Origin of the sequence: Sphingomonas lycopersici (assembly GCF_026130605.1) — a bacterium.
GTDB lineage: Bacteria > Pseudomonadota > Alphaproteobacteria > Sphingomonadales > Sphingomonadaceae > Sphingomonas > Sphingomonas lycopersici.
The window spans coordinates 195,404-217,676 of record NZ_JANFAU010000007.1 but is presented as its reverse complement, the minus strand read 5'-3'; the positions used below and the strand labels follow the sequence as shown (position 1 = coordinate 217,676).

At 67.5% G+C, this 22,273-nt stretch carries 29 protein-coding genes; 9 read left to right on the top strand and 20 right to left on the bottom strand.

Annotated elements, in window-relative coordinates:
• Positions 1-102: 102 nt before the first annotated feature.
• The 7 genes from NED98_RS15520 to NED98_RS15490 are packed head-to-tail and all read right to left on the bottom strand — an operon-like array spanning position 103 to position 7,904.
• Complete coding sequence (locus NED98_RS15520; protein ID WP_265268745.1) at positions 103-786, bottom strand: Fe2+-dependent dioxygenase; 684 nt, start codon at positions 784-786, stop codon at positions 103-105.
• On the bottom strand, positions 780-1,508 hold the full coding sequence (locus NED98_RS15515) for a tetratricopeptide repeat protein (protein ID WP_265268746.1): 729 nt from the start codon (positions 1,506-1,508) through the stop codon (positions 780-782). The genes NED98_RS15520 and NED98_RS15515 overlap by 7 nt, the downstream gene beginning before the upstream one ends.
• Positions 1,509-1,518: 10 nt before the next feature.
• Positions 1,519-3,996: a TonB-dependent receptor gene (locus tag NED98_RS15510; RefSeq protein WP_265313583.1), complete on the bottom strand. Its 2,478-nt coding sequence runs from the start codon at positions 3,994-3,996 to the stop codon at positions 1,519-1,521.
• Positions 3,997-4,051: 55 nt separating this feature from the next.
• Complete coding sequence (locus tag NED98_RS15505) at positions 4,052-4,318, bottom strand: ribbon-helix-helix domain-containing protein (protein WP_179513115.1); 267 nt, start codon at positions 4,316-4,318, stop codon at positions 4,052-4,054.
• Positions 4,315-6,141 (bottom strand): cobaltochelatase subunit CobT, encoded by a 1,827-nt coding sequence (gene cobT, locus NED98_RS15500; RefSeq protein WP_265313582.1) that lies wholly within the window; start codon positions 6,139-6,141, stop codon positions 4,315-4,317. The genes NED98_RS15505 and cobT overlap by 4 nt, the downstream gene beginning before the upstream one ends.
• A gap of 12 nt (positions 6,142-6,153) precedes the next feature.
• Positions 6,154-7,158, bottom strand: coding sequence for a cobaltochelatase subunit CobS (cobS, locus tag NED98_RS15495; RefSeq protein WP_179513113.1), 1,005 nt, complete (start codon positions 7,156-7,158; stop codon positions 6,154-6,156).
• Positions 7,159-7,205: 47 nt separating this feature from the next.
• Complete coding sequence (locus NED98_RS15490) at positions 7,206-7,904, bottom strand: winged helix-turn-helix transcriptional regulator (RefSeq protein ID WP_265313581.1); 699 nt, start codon at positions 7,902-7,904, stop codon at positions 7,206-7,208.
• 66 nt (positions 7,905-7,970) lie between these two features.
• On the opposite strand from NED98_RS15490, the gene NED98_RS15485 reads away from it, so the two are divergent.
• From NED98_RS15485 to NED98_RS15450, 7 genes are read left to right on the top strand one after another with little or no spacing between them, the layout of a single operon-like run.
• The gene (locus NED98_RS15485) at positions 7,971-8,411 is read left to right on the top strand and encodes a VOC family protein (protein WP_179513111.1); all 441 of its coding nucleotides are present in this window, start codon (positions 7,971-7,973) and stop codon (positions 8,409-8,411) included.
• 28 nt (positions 8,412-8,439) lie between these two features.
• Complete coding sequence (locus tag NED98_RS15480) at positions 8,440-9,093, top strand: glutathione S-transferase family protein (protein ID WP_179513110.1); 654 nt, start codon at positions 8,440-8,442, stop codon at positions 9,091-9,093.
• Positions 9,094-9,104: 11 nt separating this feature from the next.
• On the top strand, positions 9,105-9,821 hold the full coding sequence (locus tag NED98_RS23425; RefSeq protein ID WP_179513109.1) for a DUF1428 domain-containing protein: 717 nt from the start codon (positions 9,105-9,107) through the stop codon (positions 9,819-9,821).
• An 11-nt stretch (positions 9,822-9,832) separates the two neighbouring features.
• The gene (locus NED98_RS15465; RefSeq protein WP_265313580.1) at positions 9,833-10,609 is read left to right on the top strand and encodes a VOC family protein; all 777 of its coding nucleotides are present in this window, start codon (positions 9,833-9,835) and stop codon (positions 10,607-10,609) included.
• A 21-nt stretch (positions 10,610-10,630) separates the two neighbouring features.
• Entirely contained in the window at positions 10,631-11,128 is a 498-nt protein-coding gene (locus NED98_RS15460; RefSeq protein ID WP_265313579.1) for a VOC family protein, read from the top strand.
• Positions 11,125-11,607: an SRPBCC domain-containing protein gene (locus tag NED98_RS15455; RefSeq protein WP_265313578.1), complete on the top strand. Its 483-nt coding sequence runs from the start codon at positions 11,125-11,127 to the stop codon at positions 11,605-11,607. The genes NED98_RS15460 and NED98_RS15455 overlap by 4 nt, the downstream gene beginning before the upstream one ends.
• Positions 11,600-12,259, top strand: coding sequence for a dihydrofolate reductase family protein (locus tag NED98_RS15450; RefSeq protein ID WP_265313577.1), 660 nt, complete (start codon positions 11,600-11,602; stop codon positions 12,257-12,259). The genes NED98_RS15455 and NED98_RS15450 overlap by 8 nt, the downstream gene beginning before the upstream one ends.
• A gap of 155 nt (positions 12,260-12,414) precedes the next feature.
• Here the strand turns inward: NED98_RS15450 and NED98_RS15445 are convergent, their stop codons facing one another.
• Positions 12,415-13,014 (bottom strand): J domain-containing protein, encoded by a 600-nt coding sequence (locus NED98_RS15445; protein WP_265313576.1) that lies wholly within the window; start codon positions 13,012-13,014, stop codon positions 12,415-12,417.
• A gap of 43 nt (positions 13,015-13,057) precedes the next feature.
• On the opposite strand from NED98_RS15445, the gene NED98_RS15440 reads away from it, so the two are divergent.
• Both NED98_RS15440 and NED98_RS15435 read left to right on the top strand, forming a co-directional pair.
• The gene (locus NED98_RS15440; protein WP_265313575.1) at positions 13,058-13,348 is read left to right on the top strand and encodes a BolA family protein; all 291 of its coding nucleotides are present in this window, start codon (positions 13,058-13,060) and stop codon (positions 13,346-13,348) included.
• Positions 13,345-13,791, top strand: a complete 447-nt coding sequence (locus tag NED98_RS15435; protein ID WP_179513102.1) for an NUDIX hydrolase — start codon at positions 13,345-13,347, stop codon at positions 13,789-13,791. The genes NED98_RS15440 and NED98_RS15435 overlap by 4 nt, the downstream gene beginning before the upstream one ends.
• A 106-nt stretch (positions 13,792-13,897) precedes the next feature.
• On the opposite strand, the gene NED98_RS15430 is transcribed toward NED98_RS15435, so the two are convergent.
• From NED98_RS15430 to gluQRS, 12 genes are all read right to left on the bottom strand, one after another.
• A complete protein-coding gene (locus NED98_RS15430; protein ID WP_265313574.1) occupies positions 13,898-14,770 on the bottom strand; it encodes a class I SAM-dependent methyltransferase in 873 nt (290 codons plus the stop codon).
• Positions 14,771-14,774: 4 nt separating this feature from the next.
• Positions 14,775-16,169, bottom strand: coding sequence for a threonine synthase (gene thrC / locus NED98_RS15425; RefSeq protein ID WP_179513100.1), 1,395 nt, complete (start codon positions 16,167-16,169; stop codon positions 14,775-14,777).
• Positions 16,170-16,180: 11 nt separating this feature from the next.
• A complete protein-coding gene (locus tag NED98_RS15420; RefSeq protein WP_265313573.1) occupies positions 16,181-16,798 on the bottom strand; it encodes an SURF1 family cytochrome oxidase biogenesis protein in 618 nt (205 codons plus the stop codon).
• Positions 16,795-17,148 (bottom strand): DUF983 domain-containing protein, encoded by a 354-nt coding sequence (locus tag NED98_RS15415; RefSeq protein ID WP_265268842.1) that lies wholly within the window; start codon positions 17,146-17,148, stop codon positions 16,795-16,797. The genes NED98_RS15420 and NED98_RS15415 overlap by 4 nt, the downstream gene beginning before the upstream one ends.
• A gap of 91 nt (positions 17,149-17,239) precedes the next feature.
• Positions 17,240-18,166 (bottom strand): cytochrome c oxidase subunit 3, encoded by a 927-nt coding sequence (locus tag NED98_RS15410; RefSeq protein ID WP_265313572.1) that lies wholly within the window; start codon positions 18,164-18,166, stop codon positions 17,240-17,242.
• A 33-nt stretch (positions 18,167-18,199) separates the two neighbouring features.
• Positions 18,200-18,739 (bottom strand): cytochrome c oxidase assembly protein, encoded by a 540-nt coding sequence (locus tag NED98_RS15405; RefSeq protein WP_179513096.1) that lies wholly within the window; start codon positions 18,737-18,739, stop codon positions 18,200-18,202.
• Positions 18,736-18,888, bottom strand: coding sequence for a cytochrome c oxidase system small membrane protein (locus NED98_RS15400; RefSeq protein WP_265313571.1), 153 nt, complete (start codon positions 18,886-18,888; stop codon positions 18,736-18,738). Before NED98_RS15400 ends, NED98_RS15405 begins: the two co-directional genes overlap by 4 nt.
• Positions 18,885-19,784: a heme o synthase gene (locus NED98_RS15395; protein ID WP_265313570.1), complete on the bottom strand. Its 900-nt coding sequence runs from the start codon at positions 19,782-19,784 to the stop codon at positions 18,885-18,887. The genes NED98_RS15400 and NED98_RS15395 overlap by 4 nt, the downstream gene beginning before the upstream one ends.
• Positions 19,785-19,894: 110 nt before the next feature.
• A complete protein-coding gene (locus NED98_RS15390) occupies positions 19,895-20,437 on the bottom strand; it encodes a DUF1993 domain-containing protein (protein ID WP_265313569.1) in 543 nt (180 codons plus the stop codon).
• Between the two features lie 22 nt (positions 20,438-20,459).
• Positions 20,460-21,029 (bottom strand): cob(I)yrinic acid a,c-diamide adenosyltransferase, encoded by a 570-nt coding sequence (locus tag NED98_RS15385; RefSeq protein ID WP_265313568.1) that lies wholly within the window; start codon positions 21,027-21,029, stop codon positions 20,460-20,462.
• A 139-nt stretch (positions 21,030-21,168) separates the two neighbouring features.
• Positions 21,169-21,405, bottom strand: a complete 237-nt coding sequence (locus NED98_RS15380; protein WP_179513091.1) for a twin transmembrane helix small protein — start codon at positions 21,403-21,405, stop codon at positions 21,169-21,171.
• 10 nt (positions 21,406-21,415) lie between these two features.
• A complete protein-coding gene (gluQRS, locus tag NED98_RS15375) occupies positions 21,416-22,258 on the bottom strand; it encodes a tRNA glutamyl-Q(34) synthetase GluQRS (protein ID WP_265313567.1) in 843 nt (280 codons plus the stop codon).
• Between the last annotated feature and the right edge of the window lie 15 nt (positions 22,259-22,273).

The following is a 22,273-nucleotide window of genomic DNA, read 5'->3' as shown; positions in this document are numbered from 1 at the left end:
CACTCAGTTGAGCGAGCGCTCCAACCGCTCTTCAGCCGTCATGCCGGGCTTGACGGAGTAACAGGTGGGAACCACGTGTTCCGCTAAATCCCGATAGCCGTATCAAGCGTCGGCCCAGCGGCGCAGCAGATTGTGATAGATGCCGGTGAGCCGGATCACCTCGGCATCGTCCTGCCCGCGGTCGGTAGCAAGCGCTTGCACCGAGCGATCGAGATCGAACAGGATGCGCCGCTCCCCCTCGTCGCGCACCATCGACTGGATCCAGAAGAAGGAGGCGACCCGCGCACCGCGCGTCACCGCGGTCACGCGGTGCAGGCTGGAGGCGGGATAGACCACCATATGCCCGGCGGGGAGCTTGACCGTCTGCGCGCCGAACTGCCCCTCGATCACCAGCTCGCCGCCGTCGTAATCGCGCGGATCGGACAGGAACAGGGTCGCGGAAAGATCGCTCCTGAGCCGGAAATCGCTGCCGCGCCTGATGCGCACCGCATTGTCGACATGCAGGCCGAATGCCTCGCCACCCTCGTAGCGGTTGAACAAGGGCGGAAATACCTTGAGCGGCAGCGCGGCGGCGACGAACAGCGGCGAGCGGCCGAGCGCATCGAGCACCAGCGTCCCCGCCTCGCGCGCGGCGGCGCTGTCTTCCGGCAATTGCCGGTTGCGCTTGACGAGCGCCGATTGCGCGCCCGAGGTGGCGTTGCCGTCGATCCATTCGGCCGCGTCGATCAGCCCGCGCAGCCGCGCCACCTCGCCCGCATCGAGCACATCGGGAATCGCGATCAGCACCCTGCCCCCTCCTTCAGCGCCGCGACGCCGCGGTCGCGGAACCCCGGGATGTCGCTCGCGGCGAGCCAGTCGAGCGCCTTGTCGACGAAGCGCGCATTGCCCCATTCGCCCGCGCGGCGCAGCCACAGCAAAGCCTCGTCGATCTCGCCCGCCGCGCCGAGCAGCCGCGCGTGGTTGAAACAACCGCGAAAATCGCCGCCCGCCGCCGCGCGGGCGTAGCAATCGGCGGCCTTGGCCATATCGCGCGGACCGCCCCAGCCGTCTTCGGCGAAGCTCCCGACATGGTTGATCGCCTTGGCATAGCCCGTCGCCGCGGCCTGTTCGAACAAAGCGAGCGCGGCCGCTTTGTCCTCCGCGACGCCCTCGCCCAAAGTCAGCGCGGTCGCATAATTATATTGCGCCTCGGGCAGACCGCGCGCCGCGGCGACGCGGAAGCATGCCGCCGCGCGCGGCTTGTCCACCTGAACACCCCAACCGAGATCGTAGCAGCGCCCGACCATATTGAGCGCCATCACATGCTGCTGCGCGGCGGCGCGGTTGAACCACGCAAAGGCGGCGCGCTCGTCGCGCGCCACGCCATTGCCGTCGAGCAGCAACTGGCCGAGCAGCGCTTGCGCCTCGGGCTCCCCCGCCTCGGCGAGCTCACGCACGAACGCCGCACGCTCCTCCGGTGGGGCGGAGAGGCGCGCGGCGATTTGGTCGCTGGTCGGCGCGGTCGTCACGCCCGCGAGGTTAGTAACGCACCGACAAGGTGGCAAATGCCGTCCGCCCCGGGGCGATCGTCGCATAATGCGAGGCATAGGCCTGGGTGAAATAGGTCTTGTCGGTGAGGTTCTGGACGTTGACGCTGAGGTTCACCCGCTCGGTGATGTCATAGCCGATGCGTGCGTCGAACCTTGTGTAACCGGGCACCGAGCGCGCCAGCACCTTGGTCGCGGGGGTGACGGTGACCTTGCCCGTGGCATCCTGCGTGGCGGCGCGATTGTCGGCATAGCCGCCATAGACCCGGCTGACATAGAATATCCCGCCGCCGATCTGCAGCCGCTTGGTCACCGCGAGGTTGCTCCATAGCGACACGCTGTCGCGCGCGGTCTGCGGCGCCTGCTTGCCGTTGCTGACCGAGGGGACGTAGACCGTCCGTGCGGGCTGGAGAGTATTGCCGGCGTTATCCTTCAGCGCGGGCGCGGTCAGCGCGGAGAAGCCCGCCTCAATGATCTTGGGATCGAGATGGGTATAGCCGCCGAACACCGTCCAGCCCGGCAGGATCTCGCCGTTGATGCCCAGTTCGATGCCGCGGATACGGCGCTTGCCGATAAACTGGACGGTATCGGCATCGATCTGGACGCGGGCGTTGTCGGTGTCGGTCTGGAACGCCGCGAGCGACAGGTTGAGCCGCCCGCCGAACAGCGCCGCCTTGGCGCCGACCTCATAGGATTTGGTCTTTTCCGGCTTGAGCGACGCGAGCAGCCCGCCGGTGGCGACGGTGGTCGGCAGCGCATTGCCCTCCGATCCCTCGCCGAGCAGGCTGTTGGGCGGGGTCGCCGCGGTGGCGTAGCTTGCATAGAGGCTCACGTCGCGCATCGGCTTGAAGACGAGGCCCGCCTGCCAGTTGAACAATTCGTCGGTGCGCTCGAACTGGATCACCTGCGTCGCCGCGACCGGCTGACCGGGGCGCACCCGCGAGTGGAAGCGATCGTAGCGCAAGCCGATGTTGAGGATCAGCGGCTCGGCCAGCTCGATCGAATCGAAGCCGTAGAGACCGATCGTATTGGCGTCGTTCTGCGTCTCGGCGATCGGCAGGTTGCGCGAGATCGCCGCCGGGGTCGACGAGGTATCGCTGGCGTAATTGACCCAGGGATCGTTGGGATTGGGGTTGAACAGGCTGGTGCAATTGTACCGCGACACCGCCGCCGCGGTGCAGCGCGGGGTGATCGTCGAGCCGTTCGACAGCAATTCGTTGCCCGCCGCATTGACGAAGCCGCGCGTAACATAAGTGCCGCGCCGCGCCTTCTCCCACGCGAACTCCGCGCCGATCGCGAAGCTGTGCTTGATGCCGCCGGTCCTGAACTTGCCGTAGAGGTCGGTCTGGTTGACGATCGAATCGGCATAGCCGTAGCGCGTGTTGGACCGGCGCCACACCTGCCCGCTGTTATAGACATTGCCCTGCGAATCGTCCGGCTGGGTCATGATGTACGACTGCCAGTTGTGCGTGAAGCGCGAGGTGTTGCGCAGCGTGATGCCGCCGAAATCATGCTCGGCGCGCAGCGTCGCCTGATCGATCGAGGTATCGCGGAAATCGCGATCCTTGAGGCCGTAGAAGGTCGAGCGATCGACAATGCCCGTCTGCCCGGTGGCGGTGGTGATCCGCCCGATCGCGGGCTGCGACTGGATTGTCCCCGTCCCCGGCGCATTGCCGATCGTATAGAGATAGGGGATGCCGGCATCCGGCAGCTCGTTGCTCTCCATATGATAATAAGAGGCGGTCAGCCGGGTCGGCGAGTCGATGCCGACCGTGATCGACGGCGCGACGCCCCAGCGGCGCTGCCAGATCGCGTCGCGCCCGGCGACGTCCTGATCGTGGAACATCCCCTCGACGCGCACCGCGACCAGATCGGAGACGCGCTGGTTCACATCGGCGGTGACGCGGGTGTAATCGGCATTGCCGTAGCTCACCGCCGCGCTGGCGAAGCTTTCCTTCTGCGGGGTCTTGGAGATGATGTTGATCGTCCCCCCGGCATTGCCGCGCCCGCCGAGCGTCGTATCCGATCCGCGGACGATCTGGATCGAATCGACCGCGAAAACCTCGCGGCTCTGCGCCGCGAAATCGCGCACCCCGTCGACATAGGTCGAGCCCTGGCTGTCGAAGCCGCGGATGAACGGGCGGTCACCGACCGGGTTGCCGCCCTCCGCCGCGCCGAAGGTGATGCCGGGGATCGTGCGCAACGCATCGGCGAGGCTGGCCGATCCGGTCTGCTGGATCGTCTCCGCCGGCAGCACCATGATCGAGCGCGGGGTATCGATCGGCGGGGCGATGAACTTGGGGTTGGCGTCGCGCCGGTCGCGCCCGGTGACGATCACGTCATTGTGGCGCGCGGCATCGCTATCGGCCTCGGGCGCATCGGCGACGGCGGTAGCGGGCGCCTCGGCCAGCGCCGGCGCGCTCGCAATGAACCCGACGCACGACAAGGCAATGAACGAACTGGATGACATGAGAACCCCTTCCCTTGGAGGGGCTCGCTATTGAGACTAGTTCGCAGAGTCAACGCTATTGCGAAATATTCTCAGTTTTGTCGCAAATTGTCGCAAACAGCCAGCTGCGCAGTGCGCTGGCGAGGTTGGGCGGATCGGGCTGGGCGATGCGCAACGCGTCGATCTCCGCGACGAGCGCGCTGAGCGGCAGCCTGCGCGCCGCCGCCGCGGCTTCCAGCGCCTGCCAGAACAGGGGTTCGAGGCTGACCGAAGTCTGATGCCCGGCGATCGTGATCGAGCGCTTGACCGGCCCGACGAAGCCGTCGGCGGGCGCCGCGATCACGGCGTGTCGAACAAGGCGGCGAGCTGCTCGATGATCGTCCCGCCGAGCTGATCGACGTCCATGATCGTCACCGCGCGGCTGTAATAGCGCGTCACGTCATGCCCGATGCCGATCGCCGCCAGCTCGACCGGCGAGCGCTTCTCGATCCAGTCGATCACCTGCCGCAGATGGCGTTCGAGATACGAGCCCGAATTGATGCTGAGCGTCGAATCGTCGACCGGCGCGCCGTCCGAGATGACCATCAGGATGCGCCGCTCCTCGGGTCGCGCGACGAGCCGCGCATGTGCCCAGAGCAACGCCTCGCCGTCGATATTCTCCTTGAGCAGCCCTTCGCGCATCATCAGCCCGAGCGAGGTGCGCGCGCGCCGCCACGGCTCGTCGGCCTTTTTGTAGACGATGTGACGGATGTCGTTGAGCCGCCCCGGCTGCGGCGGGCGCCCCGCGGCGAGCCATGTCTCGCGGCTCTGCCCGCCCTTCCACGCACGGGTGGTGAAGCCGAGGATCTCGGTCTTGACCCCGCACCGCTCGAGCGTCCGTGCGAGGATATCGGCGGAGATCGCCGCGATCGAGATCGGCCGCCCGCGCATCGACCCCGAATTGTCGATCAGCAAGGTCACCACGGTATCGCGGAATTCGGTGTCGCGCTCGATCTTGTAGGAGAGCGACATATCGGGGCTGACCACGACGCGCGCGAGCCGCGCGGCATCGAGCAGCCCTTCTTCCTGATCGAAATCCCACGAGCGCGATTGCTGCGCCATCAGCCGGCGCTGGAGCCGGTTGGCGAGCTTCGACACCACCGATTGCAGATGGACGAGCTGCTGATCGAGATAGGCGCGCAGCCGGACGAGCTCGTCGGCGTCGCACAGATCGGTCGCGGCGATCACCTCGTCGAACTCGGTGGTCCAGACGCGATAGTCGAAATGCGGGGTGAGGTCGGCGAACGGCCGGTTGGGGCGCACCGGCTGCATCCCCTCCTCGCCCTCGTCGCCCGGCTCGCCGTCCATATCCTGGACGTCGTCGCTCATTTCCTGGCCTTCGCCGTCCTGGTCCTCGGCCTCGCGCTGGTCGCCGCGCGCCTCGATCTGCGCCTCGCCCTCGCCGCCCTCGCCCTCTTCCTGGCCTTCGTCGCTATTCTGCTCGTCGTCGGCGCCCTGCTCCTCGCTCTCGCCGTCGTCGGTGTCCTCGGGCAGCTCGTCGCCCTGCACCAGTTCGAGGTCCTCGAGCAATTTGCGCGCGAGGCTCTGGAAGGCGCGCTGGTCGTCGAGCGCGAGCGCGAGCGAATCGAGATCGGCCCCGGCCTTGTCGTCGATCCATTCGCGCACCAGTGCGAGGCCCGGCGCGGCGAGCGCGGGTGATTCGCGCCCGGTCAGCCGCTCGCGCACCATCAGCGCCAAGGCGGTGGAAAGCGGCACTTCCTCGCGGGTACGCGCACGGGTGATCGGATCGGCGCGCAATCTGACGTCGAGCGCGGTCGCGAGATTGTCCGCGATCCCGGCATAGCCGCGGCTTCCCAGCGCCTCGACACGCGCCGTCTCGACCGCGTCGAACACCGCCCGCGCCACCGCCTCGTGCGGCGCGGCGCGCAGGTGAAGCGCGGCGTCGTGGTGCTTGAGCCGAAGCGCGAAGCCGTCGGCGAAACCGCGCGCCTCCGCCACTTGCTCCGCCGGCAATGCGCGCGCCGGCATCGGCACCTTGAGGTGCTTGCCCGACTGGCTCGGCGCATCGGCGGTGAACGCCAGCTCGATCTCCGGCTCGTCGGACAGCGCACGCGCCGCGCCGCCGAGCACGTCCTTGAACAGATCGAGCGGGGTGCGTTCAGCCATCGCCGCCGCCGCTCAGGCTTTCCCCACCACGCTTTCGGGCAGGTCCTTGCCGAACACGCGCTGGTAATATTCCGCCACCAGCGGCCGTTCCGCCTCGTCGCATTTGTTGAGGAACGACAGGCGGAAGGCGAAGCCGACATCGCCGAAGATCAGCGCATTCTGCGCCCAGGTGATCACCGTGCGCGGGCTCATCACGGTGGAGATATCGCCGTTGATGAAGCCCTTGCGGGTCAGATCCGCGACGCGGACCATATCGTCGACCAGCTTCTTGCCGTCAGGCTTGTCATATTCGCCCGATTTGGCGAGCACGATCTGCGCCTCGGTCGCCGCGGGCAGATAGTTCAAGGTCACGACGATGTTCCAGCGGTCCATCTGGCCCTGGTTGATCTGCTGCGTGCCGTGATAGAGCCCGCTCGTATCGCCGAGCCCGACCGTATTGGCGGTCGAGAACAGCCGGAACCACGGGTTGGGGCGAATCACGCGATTCTGGTCGAGCAGGGTCAGCTTGCCCTCGGTCTCCAGCACGCGCTGGATCACGAACATCACGTCGGGGCGCCCGGCGTCATATTCGTCGAACACCAAAGCGGTCGGGGTCTGCAGCGCCCAGGGCAACAGCCCTTCGCGGAATTCGGTGACCTGCTGGCCGTCGCGCAGCACGATCGCGTCGCGCCCGACGAGGTCGATGCGGCTGATATGCGCATCGAGGTTGATGCGGATGCACGGCCATTTCAACCGCGCCGCGACCTGCTCGATATGGCTCGACTTGCCGGTGCCGTGATAGCCCTGCACCATCACGCGGCGGTTGTGCGCAAAGCCCGCGATGATCGCCAGCGTCGTATCGGGATCGAAGACATAAGCCGGATCGAGATCGGGCACCCGCTCGTCCGCCTCGCTGAACGCGGGGCATTCCATGTCGCTGTCGATGCCGAACATCTCGCGCACGCTCACCATCCGGTCGGGCGCGTCGAGAATCGTCGTCTCGCGGCTGTCGGGTTGGGTGTTCGGAATATCGGTCATGCGCGCCTCGCGAAGTAACTCGAACGCCTTAGGCTCGCTTGCCGCGATTATTCAACCTTTGCCTTGGGCGGAAGCGCGAACAGATCGATAAACGCGCGCGCCTTGGCGCGATCGCCGGTGAACACCAGCGCGCCTTCCGCCTCCGCCTCCTCGATCGGCCATTTGCCGTAGACGATATTGGCCATCAACCGCGCGGTGGTCGCGAAATGGACCTCCGCCGCGCCTTCACCGCGCACGATCGGCAGGTCGCCGTCGGCGAGCCGGCCGACGAACGATTCGGGGCCGAAGGTGAAGCCGATCGTCATCGCCGGCAGCGCGCGCGCTTTTTCCCGGTCGATCATCGTGCGCAGCGAGAGCATCATCGACGCCGACGACAGCGGCAGCGTCGGATCGTGATCGGGCGAGCGCGCCGCCCAGGCGCCGAGCGCCTTGATCGCCTCTTCCGCCTCATAGCCCCATGACGTCAGCTCATAGACCTGGACGCTGGCCGGCGGCGGCAATTTGCGGCGCTTGAGGACGTGCGCACGCTCCAGCCCCTCGAGCCGCTGGGTCAGCACATTGGCGCTGATCCCGGTCAGCGAGGCCTTCAATTCCCCGAAACGGCGCGGGCCGAACATCAGCTCGCGCACGATCAGCAGCGCCCAGCGCTCGCCGACCAGCTCCATTGCCAGCGCGGTGCCGCAGGCGTCGTCATACCAGCGTTTCGTCGTGGCCTCGCTCTGGTTAGTCACTTTTTCTAACTTCATGGTTGCTTTTTATAACTCACAGGTGCACGAATCGCAAGCACCGATTCGAGAAAAGGAGCGTTTCCAATGGCCAAGATGATCTTCGTGAACCTCCCCGTCGCCAATGTCGCGAAGGCCACCGCCTTCTACGAAGCGATCGGGATGAAGAAGAATCCGATGTTCTCCAACGAGCAGGCGTCGGCGATGGAATGGTCGGACACGATCATGTTCATGCTGCTCGACCACGCTTTCTACGCCACTTTCACCGACAAGAAGATCATCGACGCCAAGACGACGAGCGGCGTGCTGCTCGCCCTGTCGCGCGACAGCCGGGCAGCGGTGGACGAGATCGTCGAGGCGGCGATCGCCGCCGGTGGACGCGAACCGCGCGAGAAGCAGGACTTGGGCTTCATGTACGGCCGCGCGTTCGAGGATCTCGACGGCCATGTCTTCGAGCCGTCCTACATGGATATGGCCGCCGCCGCGCAGGCGCTGGCGCCGACCCACGGCGACGCGGTCAGCGCCTGAAAACCAACGATAAGAGAGGAATAGAGAGATGCCTGAGACACCCCAGATCGTCACCTTCGGCTGGGTGCCGGAGTTCGCCCGCGGCTTCGTCCGCGATATCCGCCCGCGCTGGGCGTGCGAGGAAGTCGGCCAGCCTTATGAGGCGGTGCTGATCCGCGACGCCAAGACGCCCGAGCACCGCCGGCTCCAGCCGTTCGGCCAGGTCCCGGCGTGGCGCGACGGCGAGGTCGAGATGTTCGAATCCGGCGCGATCGTGCTTCATATCTGCGAGAAAGCGGGGAAACTCATCCCCGCCGACCCCGCCGCGCGGTCGCGCGCGATCCAGTGGCTCGTCGCCGCGCTCAATTCGGTCGAGCCGTTCGTCATGGCGCTCGCGGTCAACGATCTGTTCGAAGCCGATCGCCCGTGGTCGGCGACGCGCCACGACAAGGTGGTCGAGGACCTCAACGGGCGCCTCGCCGATCTCGAGAATGCGCTCGGCGACAAGCAATGGCTCGACGGCGACGAATTCACCGTCGGGGACCTGATGATGGTCTCGGTGCTCGGCGGATTGCGCGGCACCGGCACGCTCGATCGCTTCCCGCGGCTCGCGGCTTATGTCGCGCGCGGCGAAGGACGCCCGGCGCATCGCAAAGCGATGGCCGATCATCTCGCGACGTTCGATACCCCGGTCGCAGCCTGAGGAGAGTGACGATGCGTTATTTTCAAGGGTTCGTCATCCCGGTGAAAAACGGCGACCGCGACGCCTATCGCGAGATGGCGGCCAAGGCCGCGCCGGTCTTCGCCGATCATGGCGCGACGCGGATCGTGGAATGCTGGGGCGACGAGGTGATGAACGGTACGCGCACCGATTTCCGCAAGGCGGTCGCCGCGACCGAGGACGAGAATGTCGTCTTCTCCTGGGTCGAATGGCCCGACAAGGCGACCTGCGACAAGGCCGCCGCGGCGATGATGCAGGATGAGCGGATGAAGCCACCCGAACATGTCCCGTTCGACATGCAGCGGATGATCTACGCCGGCTATGACCTCGATTATCAGGCGGGTCCGGCGGGGCCGATCGGCTATGTCGACGGCATCGTCGCCTCGGTGCCCGACGCCAAGCGCGCCGCCTTCGTCGACAATGCCGCGGCGATCGGCGCGATCTTCCGCGAAAAGGGCGCGACGCGCGTCGTCGACGGCTGGGGCGCCGACGTGCCCGACGGCAAGGTCACCGACTTCCGCCGCGCGGTGCAGGCGCCAGAGGGCGAGACGGTGGTGTTCGGCTGGGTCGAATGGCCCGACAAGCCGACCCGCGACGCCGGGATGGCCGCGATGATGCAGGACGGGCGGATGCGCGAGAACGCCCCGCCGTGGAACGGCCAGCTCGCGATCTTCGGCGGGTTCGCGCCGATCCTCGATACCGCCGAGTGAAGGAGGCAAGGATGAGCAGCGCAGAAGGCACGCCCGTCTGGTTCGAGCTGATCACGCCCGATCAGGACGCAGCGCGGGATTTCTACACCAAGGTCGCCGGCTGGACGATCGCCGAATCGGCGATGCCCGAACATGGCGGCTATCGCCTCGCCAGCGCGCCCGACGGTGCGCAGGTCGCCGGGCTGATGAAGCCGCCGCCCGGCCTCACCACCTTCGGCTGGACGCTCTATTTCGCCACCGCCGATGTCGACGCAGCGGCGGGGCGGGTCAAGGAACTCGGCGGCGCGGTGCTTTTCGGGCCGATGGACATCCCGCATGTCGGGCGCTTCGCGACCGTCGCCGATCCGCAGGGCATCGTCTTCAACCTGCTGACCGGCTCCAGCCCCGAAGGTTCGCAGGCCTTCGCCGCCGCCCCCGGCGCGCTCGGCCACGGCGTGTGGATCGAGCTCGCCACGCCGGACCCCGACGGCGCCTTTGCCTTTTACGGCAAGATGTTCGGCTGGGAGAAGGCCGGCGCGATGCCGATGGGCGAAGCGGGTGATTATGCCTTCATCGGCAAGGGCGCGGATTTCCGCCCCGGCGCGGTGATGTCGAGCACCACCACCGGCGCCCCGGCGCGGTGGAACTGGTACGTCCATGTCGCCGATATCGACGCGGCGATCGCCGCCGCCAAGGCGCATGGCGGCGCGCTGCTGCAGGGGCCGGACCAGATTCCGGGCGGCGATTATTCGGCCAATGTCGCCGATGCGCAGGGATGCCAGCTCGGGCTGGTCGGCCCGCGCAAATGATGCGCGAATGACGGGAGAGCGATGATGATCAAGATGCGTACCTGCCTGTGGTTCGACCACGGCAAAGCCCGCGAGGCGGCCGAATTCTACGCCCGCACCTTCCCCGACAGCCATGTCGAGACGGTCGACAACGCGCCATCGGACTATCCCGGCGGCAGCGCGGGCAACGAGCTGACGGTGCTGTTCACCGTGCTCGGCCAGCCCTTCATGGGGCTCAACGGCGGCCCCAATTTCACGCCCAATGAGGCGGTCAGCTTCCAGGTCTATACCGAGACGCAGGAGGAGACCGATCGCTATTGGAATGCGATCGTCGCCAACGGCGGCGCGGAGAGCGCATGCGGCTGGTGCAGGGATCGCTGGGGCTTTTCGTGGCAGATCACCCCGCGCGCGCTGATGGAGGCGATGAGCAGCCCCGATCCGGCGACGTCGAAGCGCGTGTTCGAGGCGATGATGACGATGAAGAAGATCGACATCGCCACGATCGAACGCGCCCGCGACGGCGCGACGGTGACGGCATGAGCGCGGTCGACAGCGAGCTGGCGATCGAGCGCACCCTCGATGCGCCGCGCGACGCGGTATGGCGCGCGATGACCGATCATATCGCCGAATGGTGGTGCCCGCGCCCGTGGACGACCGAGGTCATCGCGCTCGACTGGCGCTCGGGCGGCCGCTTCAACCTCGCGATGCACGGCCCCGACGGCGAGGTCCACGGCGGCGACGGGATGCTGCTGGAGGTGGCGCCGGGCGAGCGGATCGTCTTCACCAATGCGCTGGGCAAGGACTGGCAGCCGCAGGCCGCGCAGCCGATGGCGATCGTCGGGATGTTCACGCTCGCCGACGCGCCGGGCGGACGCACGCTCTATCGCGCCAGCGCACGACATTGGAACGAGGCCGACGCCATGAAGCATGACGAGATGGGGTTCGCCCAAGGCTGGGGGATCTGCGCCGATCAGCTCGAACAGGTCGCGCGCCGGCTGAAGGAGACCGCCGATGCGTAAGATCACCGGCGGCGTCTTCCAGTCGCTCGACGGCGTGATTCAGGCGCCGGGCGGCCCGACCGAGGACTGGACCGGCGGGTTCACGCTCGGCGGCTGGTCCGCGACCTTCTGGGACGATGCGATGGGCGCGGCGATGGGCGGGCTGTTCAGCGGCGCGTTCGATCTGCTGCTGGGGCGCAAGACATGGGAAATCTTCGCCGCGCATTGGCCCTATGTCGGCGCCGACAACCCGATGGGCGCGCTGTTCGACGGCGTGAACAAATATGTCGTGACCCGCGGCAACGATCCGCTCGAATGGCAGAACAGCCACCGTGTCGGCAGCATCGACGAGATCGCACGGCTCAAGCAGGGCGACGGCCCCGAATTGCTCATCCAGGGCAGCAGCACGCTCTATCCTGCGCTGTTCGCCGCCGGGCTGGTCGACCGGCTGTTCGTGATGACCTTCCCGGTGGTGCTGGGATCGGGCAAAAAATTGTTCGGCGCGGGCACCCCGCCCTTCGCGCTCAAGCTGATCGGGCAAAGCGTCTCGACCACCGGGGTGACGATCGCCACCTATGAGCCCGACGGCGCGGTGCCGATCGGCGACTTCCAGCTCGACGCGCCGAGCCCGCGCGAAAAGGCGCGGCAGGAGCGGATGAAGCGGGAGGGATAGGGTTCCCCCCATTGGATCGGGCAGGCAAAGTTCACGAAGTTCACACGAGCGAACGACAGGGCAATAGCGTCGCACAAGCAAGATTGCCCTGATATCGCAAGATGTTACCCTAGCCCCGTCACCCCGGCTCAGGCCAGGTGACGGGAAGGATCCACTCAGGCAAACGCCGGCGCGAGGCGCAGCTGCTGATAGGCCGCGATCACCTTCGCCAGCGTGCCTTCGTGGCTGCGGTCGCCGCCGTTGCGATCGGGGTGATAGCGGCGCACCAGCTCCGAATAGCGCCGCCGCAACGCCGAGCGATCGGCATCCGGCTCCAGCCCCAGCACCTTGAGGCTGGCGCGATCCTGCCCCGACAAGGGCTTGCCGTCCTTGCGCTCCGACGCCGCCCCCGGCGCGCGCGCATAACGCGCACCGATCGCATCGAGCGGGTCGGCGAAATCGGCCCAGCGCGGCCCCGGATCGGTGCCGCCACGCGCAAAGGGTCGCGATTCGCGTTCCCACCCCGCGGTCGGGCGCTGCGCGGCGTGGATTTCGTCGGCGGTCATCCCGTCGAAATAATTATAGCCCGCGTTGAACGCGCGGACGTGATCGAGGCAGAACCAGCGAAACGCCGGCGGCCCCTCGCCGCGGTCGCCTGGCCCCTCGAGCGGCGGCGCGCGAAATTCTCCCGCCTCGCCGCAGCCCGGCGCCGCGCACGGGCGGTCGCCGGCAATACGCCCGTGGAAGCGCGTGTTCGGCCGATCCTTTCGCTCCACCCTTTCCACCACCTTTCCGGCAAAAGCCCGTTATATAGGCGCGATGAACCAGATCGCCACCGGCTCCGTCGAACGGGAAATCACCACTCGCCTGACCGAAACGCTCAGCCCGACGCGGCTCGAGGTGATCAACGAGAGCGCGCAGCATCGCGGGCATCTCGGCGATGACGGATCAGGCGAAAGCCACTTCCGCGTCGTGGTGGAAAGCGCCGCTTTCGCGGGCAAGTCGCGGGTCGAGCGGCAGCGGCTGGTCAATCGCGCGCTTGACGAATTGCTGCGCGAGAAGATCCACGCGCTTGCGATCCGCGCCACGGCGCCCGGCGAGCCGGCGTGAGGGCACAGCGCCCCGCCGCGCGCATACTGCTGGTCGATGCCGCAGGGCGCGCCTTGCTGTTCCGATTCGACACCGGCGACGAGCGCCCGCCCTTCTGGTGCACGCCCGGCGGGGCGGTCGATCCCGGCGAAAGCTATGCCGCGGCGGCGCGCCGCGAATTGCTTGAGGAAACCGGGATCGATCGCGATCCGGGGCCCGAAGTCGCGCAACGCACCGTCGAATTCCTCACGATCGAGCGGGTCGAGGTGGTGGCGGACGAACGCTGGTTCCGCATCGATATCGCCGGTGCCGAGGTCGATTCGTCGCGCCACACCGCGCTCGAACGCCGGGTGATGACCGAGTGGCGCTGGTTCGCGCGCGACGAAATCGCCGGCTGGCCGGAGAAAATATATCCCGAGGATCTGGTCGCGATGCTCGACGCGACCGATCCGGTCACCTCGTAAACCCCCGTCATCCCCGCGAAGGCGGGGATCCATTCGCGCAGGTCGGGGAAAGAGCCGCACCGCCAGCCAGAGTGGATTCCCGCCTGCGCGGGAATGACGAGGGACTCTACCCCCGCGACCAGCGTGCCCAGATCGCGGTCGGCAAGGTGAGCCCCCGCGCTTCCTCGCGCACGCCGAGCTCGCCCGCCTCGACCACCCCGGGCAGGTCGACGAACGCCTGGCGCAGCATCTCGCCGATCGCCAGCGCCGACATGCGCACCGCGTAAACCGTGAGGAACAGATAGCGCGAATCGGCATCGAGCAACTGCCGGCAATCGGCGATCAGCCCGGGAAGCTGCTCTTCCAGCCGCCACACCTCGCCCGCCGGGCCGCGGCCATATTTGGGCGGATCGAGCAGGATGCCGTCATAGCGCCGCCCGCGCCGCACCTCGCGCGCGACGAACTTCGCCGCATCGTCGACGATCCAGCGCACCGGCGCATCGGCCAATCCCGACAGCATCGCATTGCCGCGCGCCGCCTCGACCGATTTCTTCGAGGCATCGACATGCACCATCCGCGCGCCGATCGAGGACAGGGCCAAAGTGCCGACGCCGGTGTAGCCGAACAGGTTAAGGCACTCCGGGTCCTTCGCCCCGGCGAGCTGCTCGCGCATCCAGCCCCATACCGGGGCCATATCGGGGAAGAAGCCGAGGTGGCGGAACGGGGTGGTTTGCGCGGTGAAGCGCACCTGCTGCCAGCTTAGCGGCCAGCCGTCATGCGGCACCGGCTCGGCGAAGCGCCACTGGCCGCCGCCGTCCTCGTCGCTGCCGGGGACGAATTCGCCGTGCGCGCGCCAGTCCGCCGTCGCCGGCGCCCATAATGCCTGCGGCTCGGGGCGGATGAAGCGGAAGCGGCCGTAGCGCTCGAGCTTGCGGCCATTGCCCGAATCGACCAGCCCGTAATCGGCCCAGGGCTCTCCGATCAGCGTATCGAGCTTCACGCCGTCACCCGCGCGGGGTCGCCAGCCCGGCGATATAGTCGCTCACCGCGGCGAAGGTCGCATCGAGCGTGACGTAGCGCTCCTCGCGCTCGAACAGATCGCCGACCCGCGCGGGGAGCGCCGGGCGCACGCCAGTCGCGCGCTCCACGGCGTCGCGGAACTTGGCGGGATGCGCGGTCGCCAGCGTGACCATCGGGACATGATCGGCCTGGCGCCGCGCGGCGCACAGGCCGATCGCGCTGTGCGGATCGATCACCTGCCCAGCATGCTCGCTCGCCCAACGCATCGCCAGCGCCATATCGTCGACATCGACCCGCTCGCTGGCGAACAGCCCCGCCGCGCCCTCGCGTTGCGCGTTGCTGAGCTGCATCGCCCGCGCGCGCTCGAAGCCGTGCATCTGCGCCGCCAGCGCGGCGCCGTCGCGCCCGCCGAGATCGAACAGCAATCGCTCGAAATTGGACGAGACCTGGATATCCATCGACGGCGTCGGGGTGGGGACGACGGTGCCGGTCGAATAATCGCCGCTGGAAAGCGCGCGGTGGAGGATATCGTTGACGTTGGTCGCGACGACCAATTTGGCGACCGGCAGCCCCATCTTCGCCGCGACATAGCCCGCGAAGACGTCGCCGAAATTGCCGGTCGGCACGCTGAACGCCACCGCGCGGCCCGGCGCGCCGAGCCGCACCGCGGCGTAGAAATAATAGACCACCTGCGCCATCAGCCGCGCCCAGTTGATCGAATTGACCGCGGAGAGGTTGAAGCGCCCGGCGAAGGCAGGGTCGTTGAACATCGCCTTGACCAGCGCTTGCGCCTGATCGAAATCGCCGCGGATCGCGATGTTATGGACGTTGGGCGCGCCGACCGTGGTCATCTGGCGGCGCTGGACGTCGCTCACCCGCCCTTCGGGGTGGAGCATGAAGATATCGATCCCGGCGCGCCCGGCGACCGCATCGATCGCCGCCGACCCGGTATCGCCCGAGGTCGCGCCGACGATCGTGACATGCTTGTCGGACCCGGAGAGAAATTTCTCGAACAGCAATCCGAGCAATTGCAGCGCGACATCCTTGAACGCGAGCGTCGGGCCGTGGAACAGTTCGAGCAGCCACTGATCGTGATCGAGCTGGACCAACGGCGTCACCGCGGCATGCGCGAACCGGCCGTAAGCGGCGGTGCACAAGGCCTTGAGCTCGTCCGGCGTCAGGCTGTCGCCGACGAACGGGGTCATCACCGCGACCGCGGTATCGACATAGCTCAGCCCGGCGAGCGCGGCGATCTCGTCGCGCGAGAAGCTCGGCCAGGTCTCGGGAACGTAAAGGCCGCCGTCGGCCGCGAGGCCGGCGAGCGTCACGTCGCGGAAATCGAGCGCGGGCGCGGCGCCGCGGGTGGAGATATAGCGCATGAAGCGCGCGCCTAACGCCCCTCGCCCGCGCGGGCAATCCTTCGCCGAACCGCGAGGACATAGATCACCGCCGCGACCGCGGCGAAGAAGAACCATTGCATCGCATAAGCGAAGTGATTGTTGGGGACGATGCCGATGTCGGGCCGGCTGTTCGCCGCGAGCCCCGGCGCGGGCGTATCGGCGACGAGCACCAATTCGCGCGGGACATGGTTGAACAGCCCGGCGATCAGCGGGCGCGAATCGGGGGCGTGGCTGATCCAGCCCGAAACCCTGCCTCCGGTCCATTGCACTTTGGCATCGGGATCGTGGCTGGTGCCGAGCTGGACCTTCATCCCCGGCCCTTCCGCCCCGGTGCGGCAATTGGCGATCAGGCGATAGCCGGCATTGCCCGCCCCCGCGCGTTCGATCGACGCGACCGACAGACAGAAACCGCTCGTGCGGCGGAACAGCAGCGAATCATCGGGAAAGCGCGGGAAGGTGATCGCCGGCCGCGTCGGATTGGCGGCAAGCTGCGCGAGCTGCGCCTCTTTTTCAGGCAGCCGGATCAGCAATTGCCATAGCCCGAGCGCGATCATCGCCGCCACCGCGAGCGCGACGACGATCGTCGGGACGACCGGCCAGCGCTTCATTGCTTCAACCGGCCTTCGCGCGCGGCGTTGCGATATTCGAGCGCGATCAGCCAGCCCTTGGCGAGCCTGAGGCTCAGCACCACCCCGGCGAGCGTCACCGGCGCCCAGATCAGCAATTGCACCCAGAGCGGCGGGCCGAGCGTCAGCTCCAGCGTCACCGCGCCGACCACCACCAGCGCGCCGAGGATCAGGGTGAGGAATGCCGCCGGCCCGTCGCCGACGTTGAACGCGGCATAATCGAGCCCGCAGGCGTGGCAGCGCTCGGCGAATCGCGTCCAGCCGGCGAACAGGGTTTTCGCGCCGCAGCGCGGGCACAATCCCTTGAGCCCACAATCGAGCGGGCGCGGCAGGCCGGCTTCGGCCCCCGCGCCCGTCGCAACCTTATCGGTCGGGGCGTCGGGGCCGGCGGACGTGTCCGCCCGGCCCGAACCCCGATCCGGCTCAGCCACCGTGGACCGGCGCGCCCCAGCCGCCCCACACATAGATGGCGACGAACAGGAACAGCCACACCACGTCGACGAAATGCCAGTACCACGCCGCCGCTTCGAAGCCGAAATGCTGCCGCGGGGTGAAATCGCCCTTATAGGCGCGGATCAGGCAGACGATCAGGAAGATCGTGCCGATGATCACGTGGAAACCGTGGAAACCGGTCGCCATGAAGAAGGCCGCGCCATAGTTCAGCCCCTTGAAGGGGAAAGGCGCATGAATGTATTCATAGACCTGGATCGAGGTGAAGATCATGCCGAGCACGATCGTCAGCCACAGCCCCTTGAGCACGCTGTCGCGGTTGCCGACGCCGATCAGCCCCCACAGCCCGGTCTTCTCGCCGCCGCGCTGATTGTGGATCAGCGCGTGGTGCGCCCAGGTCACCGTGGTGCCGCTGGTGAGCAGGATGAGGGTGTTGAGCAGCGGGAATTCGAAGGCGTCGATCACCTCGAGCCCCTTGGGCGGCCATTGCGCCGCGATCGCCGCGCCGCCCTCGACCGCATGTTCGACCTGCCCGTTGACGAAGCTGATCGCCGCCGGGAAGAGCGCGAAATCGAAATAGGCCCAGAACCAGCCGACGAAGAACATCACCTCCGAGGCGATGAACAGGATCATCCCGTAGCGGAAATGGAGCTGCACCACCGGGGTGTGATCGCCGGCATGCGCTTCCTTGATCACGTTGCGCCACCAGCAGAACATCGTGAACAGCACCGCCACGAGCCCGGCGAAGAACAGGAAGCCGCCACCGTTCGGCTTGCCGACATGCCCGCCGTGCATCCACATGATGCCGCCGGCCGCCATCGCGAGCGCCGAGAACGATCCGATCAACGGCCACGGATCGGGGGGCAGGATATGATAATCGTGGTTCTTGGCGCCGGCCATTCGTCGCTTCCCTGTTCCTAAATTGGCTTTGCTCTAGCTCGTGGGCTTGTCGGAATCCACCGGGTAAAATGTGTAGCTCAGCGTGATCGTCTCGACATCCTTGGTATCGGGATCGTCGAGGATCTTCGGATCGACGAAGAAGATCACCGGCATACGCACCGTCTCGCCCGGCTTCAGCGTCTGCTGGGTGAAGCAGAAGCACTGGATCTTGGTGAAATATTTGCCCGCCTGCGCCGGGGTGACATTATAGGTCGCGGTGCCGGTGACCGGCACGGCGGCGCGGTTGGTGGCGGTGAAGAAGGCCATGTCGCGCGCGCCGACGTCGACCGTCTCGTCCTCCTTTTCCGGCGTGAAGCGCCACGGCAGCTTCGGGCTGGTATTGGCGTCGAAATTGATGCGGATCGCATGATGCACCCCGCCGGGCGCCGCCGTCCCGCGATTGGTGGTGCCGTTGAGCCCGGTCGCCTGGCAGAACAATCGGTAAAGCGGCACGCTGGCGAAGGCGAGCCCGGTCATGAAGCAGATACCGAGCACCGCGAACAGCGCCGTGCGCGTGGTGCGGGTGACCTTCATCGCGCGGCGATCCCCGCCTTGATCTTGACGATGGTGATCGCGAACACGAGCAGCACGAAGGCGCCCAGCAGCACCGCCATCACGATCGCGCGGCCCTTCTGCCGCTGGCGGATCAGGTTTTCCCCCTGCTTGTTATCGTCTCGCTTCATGCCACCCACCGGTCGATCACCAGCGCGCCGAACACGACGAACAGGTAGAGGATCGAATATTTGAACAACGCCTTTTCGGGCTTCATCGCATCGTCTGGCTGGCTCGTGCGGGTCGCGACGCGCAGCGCGAGCAATGCGAACCACGCCGTCGTCACCAGCGACACCACGCCATAGATCGTGCCGGTCAGCCCGAGCGGCCAGGGCAGCACCGCCGCCGCCGCCATCGGGATCGTATAGAGCCCGATCTGGTGGCGCGTGGTGCGCTCGCCCGCGACCACCGGCAGCATCGGGATGCCGGCATTGGCGTAATCGGTCTTAACGAACAGCGCGAGCGCCCAGAAATGCGGCGGGGTCCACAGGAACACCAGCATGAACAGCAGCAAGGGCAGCAGCGCGACCTGCCCGGTCGCGGCGGCCCAGCCGATCAGCGGCGGAAACGCCCCGGCGGCGCCGCCAATGACGATATTCTGCGGGGTGCGCGGCTTGAGCCACACGGTGTAGACGAGGACATAGAACAGGATCGAGATCGCCAGGATCGCCGCCGCCGCGAGATTGAGCGCCAGCCCCATCAGGATCACCGAGAAGGCGGCGAGCCCGACGCCGAAATGCAGCGCCGCCTGCCGCTCCATCCGCCCCGCGGGGAGCGGGCGTTCGGCGGTGCGTCGCATCACCGCGTCGATATCAGCCTCATACCATTGGTTGAGCGCCCCCGCCGCACCCGCGCCGAGCGCGATGCACAGGATCGCGGTGAACCCCAGCACCGGGTTGATATGCCCCGGCGCGGCGAGCATCCCGCACAATCCGGTGAACACGACGAGCGTCATCACCCGGGGCTTGGTCAGCGCCAGGAAATCGCGCCAGTGGGCTGGCGGCAGAAGAGGGGATGCAGTGCTCATGGCCGGCTCGCGTCGCGCCATAGCCCGTCGCGTCGGCCGGGGAAAGGGGTGGGTTGCGCCCGAAACGCGCGGTGGCCGCCTGGCATCACCGCCGGGCGTTTACGCCCCCGCTATGCCGGCACGCTTTGCCGCACATAGCTGCGCATATGCGGCACATAATCGGGCTTGCCGAGATCGACGCCGTTGTTCCGCAAAATGGCGTAGGCGGTCATCAGGTGGAAATAGAATTGGGGGACCGACCAGTCGCGCGCATAATCCGCGCCGGTCAGATCGAACGCCATGCCGTTGGGCATTGCGAGCGCCAGCGGCTGCTGCGCGGCGCCGTCCAGCGCGTCTGCGGGCACCGCGTCGAGCGCCGCGATCGCCGCGGCGATCTGCGCCTTGGCCTCGGCGATCGTGCCGGGAAAAGCCTCGGCATCGCGCGCGTCGAGCGTCGCCGGGACCGGCTCGCCGCGCAACCGGAAGATCGGCTCCTGCGCCTGGACGCAAACGAACCGTATCTGCACCGCGAGCGGAAACATGTCGGGCGCCAGCCGCGCGGCGAGCAACGCCTCGGCCGCCGCGCCGGGCTTCTGCGCCTCGGCCTTGTCGAGCCAGCCGGAAAGCGCCCGCAGCATCTGCGCATAAGCCGGCACGATAAAGGACGTCAGCATGTTCGTTGCTCCCAACCGGTGGTCAGCGTGCCCCGCCGGGCACCCACAAGACATCGCCGCCGGCACGCAGATTGACCAGCCGACAAGCGACGAACAGGAAATCCGACAGGCGATTGAGATAGATCAACGCCTGCGGGTTGACCCCGCCGGCGCCGCCCTGCGCTGTCGCCACCGCCGAGCGCTCCGCCCGCCGCGCGATCGCGCGGGCGAGGTGGAGCGAGGCCGCCGCGCCGCCCGGCAGAATGAAGCTCCGCAGCGGCGGCACCCCCGCGTTCATCGCGTCGATCTCCGCCTCGAGCCGCGCCACCTGCGCGGGGATGATGCGCAGGGTCATCTCGGTCGGGGTGAAATCCTCCCCCGGCGTGGCGAGATCGGCGCCGAGATCGAACAGATCGTTCTGGATCCGCGCCAGCGCTGCGCCGAGCTCGGCATCGTCGAGCGCCGCGATCGCCACCCCGATCGCCGAATTGGTTTCGTCGACATCGCCGATCGCCTGCATCCGCGCATCGGTCTTCGACACGCGGCTGCCGTCGACCAGCCCGGTCGTCCCGTCGTCCCCGGTGCGGGTGTAGATCTTGTTGAGCTTGACCATTTTTCGATCCTAGCGGGCGGGGCGTGGCGGAAGAAGGCACGTGTCCCCACAAAGGCGGGAGGGCCAGCGCCCCCGGTCACCGACGTTGACGCTTTTGGCCCTGGATCCCCGCCTTCGCGGGGACACATTGGATCTGGGTTTACGTCCGCCCCATCGCGAACAGCAGCACGACGCAGATCAGGATCGCCAGCGCCTGAAACAGGATGCGCTGCTGCATCATGCGATTCGACTTGAGCTGGCTCTCGCTCGGCCCGTCGCGGGTCTCGCCGCGCGCCTCGGCGCTCGCGCCCTGCAGGAAGGTGACGATGCCGCGCACCAGCGCGACCACCGTGGCGATCATCGCTGCCACCAGCAGGATGACGAGGAAGATCTTCATGCCCGTCCCCCTACGCGCTTGCACCGATATTGGGAAGCCGCCCGGCCCTTAACATCGCCGCCACCGCGCGCCCGTCCTCGCCCGCTGCGCGCATCGCCGCGAGCGTCGGGCTGTCATGCCGCTTGGCGAGCCGCTCGCCGTCCGCCCCGATGAGCAGATCGTGATGATGATAAGCCGGCACCGGCAGCCCGAGCAGCGCCTGGAGCAGCCGGTGGACGTGCGTCGCGGCGAACAGATCGCGCCCGCGCACCACATCGGTGACGCCCTGCGCGGCATCGTCGATCGTCACCGCGAGATGATAGCTCGCCGGCGCATCCTTGCGCGCGAGCACGACATCCCCGGCGGCAAGCGGATCGGCGGCGACCTCGACGCCGTGATCGGTCCAGACGAGCGGTCCGGCGAGTGCCGCCGCCTTCGCCATGTCGATCCGCCAGCAATGCGGCTCATCGATTCGCCCGGCCGCGTCGATCCCGCGGCAGGTGCCGGGATAGACCGGCTCGGCGCCGTGCGGCGCGGCGAGGCTGGCGGCGGCGATCTCGGCGCGGGTGCAGAAACAGCGATAGAGCAGCCCCATCGCGCGCAGCCGGTCGAGCGCGGCGGCATAATGATCGAGCCGGCGCGACTGGAACATAATTTCCCCGTCCCATTCGAGCCCGAGCCATTCGAGATCCTCGAGGATCGTCGCGACATGCTCGGGGCGGCTGCGCGTGCCGTCGATATCCTCGATCCGCACGATGAATTGCCCGCCGCGCGATCGCGCGAAATCATGCGACAGGATCGCCGACCACGCATGGCCGAGATGCAGCCGCCCGGTCGGCGAAGGGGCGAAACGGGTGACGGTCACCCGCGCCATGTGGGGCAGGCGCGA